Origin of the sequence: Paracoccus sp. (in: a-proteobacteria) (assembly GCF_047973135.1) — a bacterium.
In the GTDB taxonomy this organism is placed as follows: Bacteria; Pseudomonadota; Alphaproteobacteria; order Rhodobacterales; family Rhodobacteraceae; genus Paracoccus.
In genome coordinates this window covers 1-4,766 of sequence record NZ_JBKEBL010000089.1, presented here as the reverse complement: position 1 = coordinate 4,766, position 4,766 = coordinate 1, and the positions used below count along the sequence as shown (strand labels likewise).

Sequence of the window (4,766 nt, the reverse complement as noted above, 5' to 3'; positions counted from 1 at the left end):
TCGCCCGAGGGCGCTACATAGGTGGCACCAAAGCGTTCCGGCAGGTTGAAATCCACCTGAAGCGTGCCGCATTGCCAGTCACGCCCGATTGCATCACGCAGGACATATTCCAGCTTCGGCCCATAGAACGCGCCTTCGCCTTCGAAAATGGTGAAGGGCTGGCCCGCGACCCGCAGCGCCTCGCGCAAGGCGTCCTCGGCGCGGTCCCAGGTCTCGTCTGCACCGATGCGGTTTTCGGGGCGGGTGGAAAGCTTTATCCGGATGTCCGAAAACCCGTAGTCGCTATAGATCGACAGGATCAGGTCATTGACCTTGACGCATTCCTCGGTAAGTTGATCCACCGTGCAGAAGATATGCGCATCATCCTGCGTGAACGACCGCACCCGCATCAACCCGTGCAGCGCGCCCGAAGGTTCATAACGATGCACCTTGCCGAACTCGGCCAGCTTCATCGGCAGGTCGCGATAACTGCGGCTCTCATGCCGGTAGAGCAGCATGTGACCCGGGCAGTTCATCGGCTTCAGCGCGAATTCGCGTTCGTCCTCGGTCTTGGTGAGGAACATGTTCGGGCGATAGTTCTGCCAGTGGCCCGATGTCTCCCACAGGCCGCGATCCATGATGTCCGGGGTATTCACTTCGTCGTAGCCAGCGCGGGTCTGCTTTTCGCGCATATAGCCAATCAGGGTCTGGAACATCCGCCAGCCCTTGGGGTGCCAGAAAACCGCGCCCGGAGCCTCTTCCTGAAAGTGATACAGGTCCATCTCGCGGCCAAGGCGGCGGTGATCGCGCTTTTCTGCCTCGGCCAGCATCTTCAGATACGCGTCAAGATCGGGTTGCGCCGCAAAGGCAACGCCATAGATGCGCGAGAGCATGGCGTTCTTCGCATCGCCGCGCCAATAAGCGCCGGCCACATGCGTCAGCTTGAAGGCACCGCCGATCTGCCCCGTGCCGACCAGATGCGGGCCGCGGCACAGATCCAGCCAGTCGCCCTGCCGGTAGATGCCGATGGGCTGGCCCTCGGGAATGGCGTCGATCAGCTCTTGCTTGTAGTTCGCCCCCTGTGCCGCAAAATGCGCGCGGGCTTGATCGCGGGTCCATTCCTCTCGGGTGATCCGGGCATTCCGAGCAATGATCTCGCGCATCTTTGCCTCGATCCCCGGCAGATCCTCGGGGGTGAAGGGGCGGTCGGTAGCGAAGTCGTAGAAAAAACCATGTTCGATTACAGGCCCGATGGTGGGTTGTGCGTCGGGAAACAGGGCCTGCACAGCCTCGGCCAGCACATGGGCGGCAGAATGGCGGATCAGGTCCAGCGCACGCGGGTCGTCGCGGGTCAAGATTTCCACCCCGGCATCGCGTTCAAGCGGCGCAGACAGATCGCCCACAACCCCGTCAACCGCGACCGCCGCCGCATTTTTGCGCAGCGATGGCGCAATGCCCGCCGCCAGATCGGCACCGCTGACGGGCTGTGCAAATTCCTTGATGGTGCCGTCAGGCAGGGTGATGTGGATCATCGGTCCTCTCATTGTCTTGAAGCCTGGAAACGGGCGGAACCGGGTCATGACCGGCACCGCCGAAAGGATTGCAGCGGGCGATGCGCCATGCGGCCAAGGCACCGCCTTTGGCAGGGCCATGGCGCTTGATCGCGTCGATGGCATAGGAGGAACAGGTCGGCTGGAACCGGCAGGCATGGCCGAACCACGGCGAAAGCCCAAGTTGATAGGCCCGGACAACACCAACCATGCCCATCGAGGCGGTGCGGGACAGAATATTGCCGCGCCCGCTCATGTGTCCTGCACCGCCAGCGCCTGATCCTCGACCGTTACGCCAAGGGCCAGCAACTCGTTGCGGATACGGTCGGCGGTTACAAAATCGCGGCGGGCACGCGCGGTGGCGCGTTCGTCACGCAGCACCCTTATCCGGGTCTCGTCAGCGGTACCGGTGCCGCAAGCCGCCAATTCGGCCTGCCACTGACTTTCGGACTTTTGCAACAGCCCCAGTTCCGCCCCCGCCTCGACCAATGCCGCGACATGGCGCGGGCGCAGGTCAGCACCGACGGACCGGGCCATGTCGGCAAGAGAGAACAGTTCCGCCAGCGCGAAGGGGGTGTTCAGGTCGTCATCCAGCGCCGCGCGGAAACGCGCCAGCAGTGGGCTTTTTGGCGTCAGACGGACCTCGCCCGGCCCGTCTCCGATGGCCGCATAGAGCCGCGACAGCGTCCTGACCGCCTGTGGCAGGGTCTGCGCCGTCCAGCCGAGCGGCTGGCGGTAATGCGCCGACAGCAGCGCGAGCCGCACCGCCTCGCCCGGTGCCTGTTCCAGCAAACTGCGCATAAGCAGCACATTGCCAAGCGACTTTGACATCTTGCGCCCCTCTACGGTGACGAAACCGTTATGGATCCAGAAGCGGGCGCGCGTCCCTTGGGCGATCTCGTTCTCATGGTGCGGGAATTGCAGGTCCATGCCACCGCCATGGATGTCTATGGGATTGCCCAGATGATGCTCGATCATCGCCGAGCATTCGATATGCCAGCCGGGCCGACCGCGCCCCCATGGGCTGTCCCAGCCGGGCTGGGTGTCGTCGGATGGTTTCCACAGCACGAAATCCGTCGGATCGCGTTTGAACGGCGCAACCTCGACCCGCGCACCCGCGATCATCTCATCGCGTTTGCGGCGAGAGAGCGCGCCATATTCCGGAAACGACGGGACGTGATAGAGGACATGGCCCGCCGCCTCATAGGCATGGCCTGCGGCCAGAAGCCGCCCGATCAGGCCGATGATCTGCGGAATGTGGTCAGTAACTTTCGGCTCGATGGTTGGCGGACGCACACCCAACGCCGCCATATCGGCGCGATAAGCGGTCGCGAACCGCTTTGTGATCGCCGAGATCGGCACACCCGCCTCGGCGGCGGTCGCATTGATCTTGTCATCCACATCCGTGAGGTTGCGGGCATAAACCACCCGCCCGAAATGCCGCTCCAGCACCCGCACCAGCACGTCGAATACCACCGCAGGGCGGGCGTTTCCGATATGGGCATAGTTATAGACCGTCGGACCGCAGACATACATCCGCACCTCGCGCGGATCGTGCGGGGTAAAAGGCTGCTTCCCGCCGCCCATGCTGTTTGTCAAAGTGAGGGGCATCTGGTGTCTCTTGCAAACAAGGCGGGAATGAAAGCGGCAGGCTCGATAACCAATCGGGCCTTTGGCCCATGCCGCGCGAAGCCGGTTCCGCGAATGGAACAAAGGAATCTTCTCGCCGCGCCCCCAGAGCCGCCCCCTCCTTGAAATCTGCTTGCGGTGTTCCCCGTCATCATCATACCACCTCCGCAGACAGATAGGCGCCGGGCAGCGTGTGTTCTGTCACCTCAAGGGCGGTCAGAGACGTCAGGAGTTCTTGCAACTCCGGATCGGTGAAATCCCTCACGATCATGACCAGTTTCGTGCGGCGATCATCGCCCTGCCAGTCTTTCAGCAGCACCGGAGGATGAAAGATGTGCTGAACGCCGTGCACTACAAAGGGATACGGCACATCCGACAGATGGATAAGGCCCTTGAAGCGCAGGATATCGCCTCCTCTGCGGGCCATCAGGAGGTCCATCCAGAAATCAAATGCCGACGCTGAAAGCGGCTCGTCGATTACCCAAGAGACCGACCGGATCGCGTTCAGATGCATCGAGGCGTCAATGTTGCCGAGTTTCAGAGAAGGAACGGCCTCCTGGCGCAGCCAGTCCTGTGCAGTTTGTGATTTCATGAAAAGGTCAAAATGCCCCAGCCCCGTCAACAGGGACGGCTTCAGGTTGCCATTGATAACAGACTCGACGGGTGCTGCGGCATTCAGCACAGAGATTTCCTTCCGAACCATATCTTCCTGGGATTCGGGCAGGTCGGTCTTGGTCAGCAGAACAAGATCCGCCAGGGCGACTTGCCGCCGGGCCTCCTCGTGGCGCTTCAGGCTGTCGGGTCCGGTGGCCGCGTCGACCGTTACCACTACGCCATCCACGGCGAACTGTTCGGACAGGTCTCTGCTTGTCAGCAGGGTGTGAAGGATCGGGGCCGGATCGGCCAGACCCGTGGTCTCGATGACCACTCGCCCGAAATCCAGGTCCCCGGCCTCGCGGCGCTTGCCCAGTTCGATCAGCGTGTCAAGCAGATCGCCGCGCAACGCGCAGCACATGCAGCCGGATTGCAGCAAAACCATCGACTCGGTGGACGACACAACCAACTCATGATCCAGTCCGATCTCACCGAACTCGTTCACGATCACCGCCGTGCGACCGAACTCGGGATGTCGTAGCAAAGTGTTCAGGACCGTCGTTTTGCCGCTTCCCAGAAAACCGGTCAGCAGGGTTATTGGAACAAGCGCGGATGGGCGGTCAGTCATCCGCGCCTTCCCCTTGCTTGGGGGTATTCAATCGCCGCGCTGTTCTGGCAATCCGCGCAAGTCCCCTGCAACTCGACCACCCTGCGCCCGATGTCGAAACCCAGCGACGCAGCACTCTGGGCAAGGACATCTGCCAGCCCCCCGGCCTCGGCCTCGACTGTCGCGCCGCAATGGTTGCATAGAAAGAAGACGCCGGTATTGCTCTCCTCCGGGTTCGGACTTGGGACGAACGCGTTGCGGGTCTCGATCCGACGGACAAAACCCTGTTCCAGCAAGAACTCCAGCGCTCGGTATGCGGTCGGCGGGGCAAGAGGTCGCCCCAGTTTTTGCCCCAGGGCTCTTAGCAAATCATAGGCACCGACCGGGCCATTGAACTCCCGCAGCAC

General features: G+C 62.2%; 5 protein-coding genes. All 5 read right to left on the bottom strand.

Annotation, left to right across the window (positions count from 1 at the left end; genetic code table 11):
• On the bottom strand, nt 1–1,511 hold a 1,511-nt coding region (gene thrS / locus ACK5L9_RS07160; RefSeq protein WP_416910781.1), incomplete at its 3' end, for a threonine--tRNA ligase.
• Complete coding sequence (yidD, locus tag ACK5L9_RS07155) at nt 1,489–1,785, bottom strand: membrane protein insertion efficiency factor YidD (RefSeq protein ID WP_416910780.1); 297 nt, start codon at nt 1,783–1,785, stop codon at nt 1,489–1,491. The genes yidD and thrS, both read right to left, overlap by 23 nt.
• A complete protein-coding gene (gene cysS, locus ACK5L9_RS07150; RefSeq protein ID WP_416910779.1) occupies nt 1,782–3,140 on the bottom strand; it encodes a cysteine--tRNA ligase in 1,359 nt (452 codons plus the stop codon). Before cysS ends, yidD begins: the two co-directional genes overlap by 4 nt.
• Before the next feature lie 172 nt (nt 3,141–3,312).
• Entirely contained in the window at nt 3,313–4,380 is a 1,068-nt protein-coding gene (locus tag ACK5L9_RS07145; protein WP_416910778.1) for a CobW family GTP-binding protein, read from the bottom strand.
• The coding region (locus ACK5L9_RS07140) for a transcriptional repressor (RefSeq protein ID WP_416910777.1) at nt 4,377–4,766 on the bottom strand (390 nt) is incomplete at its 5' end. The genes ACK5L9_RS07140 and ACK5L9_RS07145, both read right to left, overlap by 4 nt.

Excerpts from the sequence above, each read along its gene's own strand:
- ACK5L9_RS07145 (WP_416910778.1), bottom strand. The coding sequence starts at position 4,380 with ATGACTGACCGCCCATCCGCGCTTGTTCCAATAACCCTGCTGACCGGT.
- yidD (WP_416910780.1), bottom strand. The coding sequence starts at position 1,785 with ATGAGCGGGCGCGGCAATATTCTGTCCCGCACCGCCTCGATGGGCATG.
- cysS (WP_416910779.1), bottom strand. The coding sequence starts at position 3,140 with ATGCCCCTCACTTTGACAAACAGCATGGGCGGCGGGAAGCAGCCTTTT.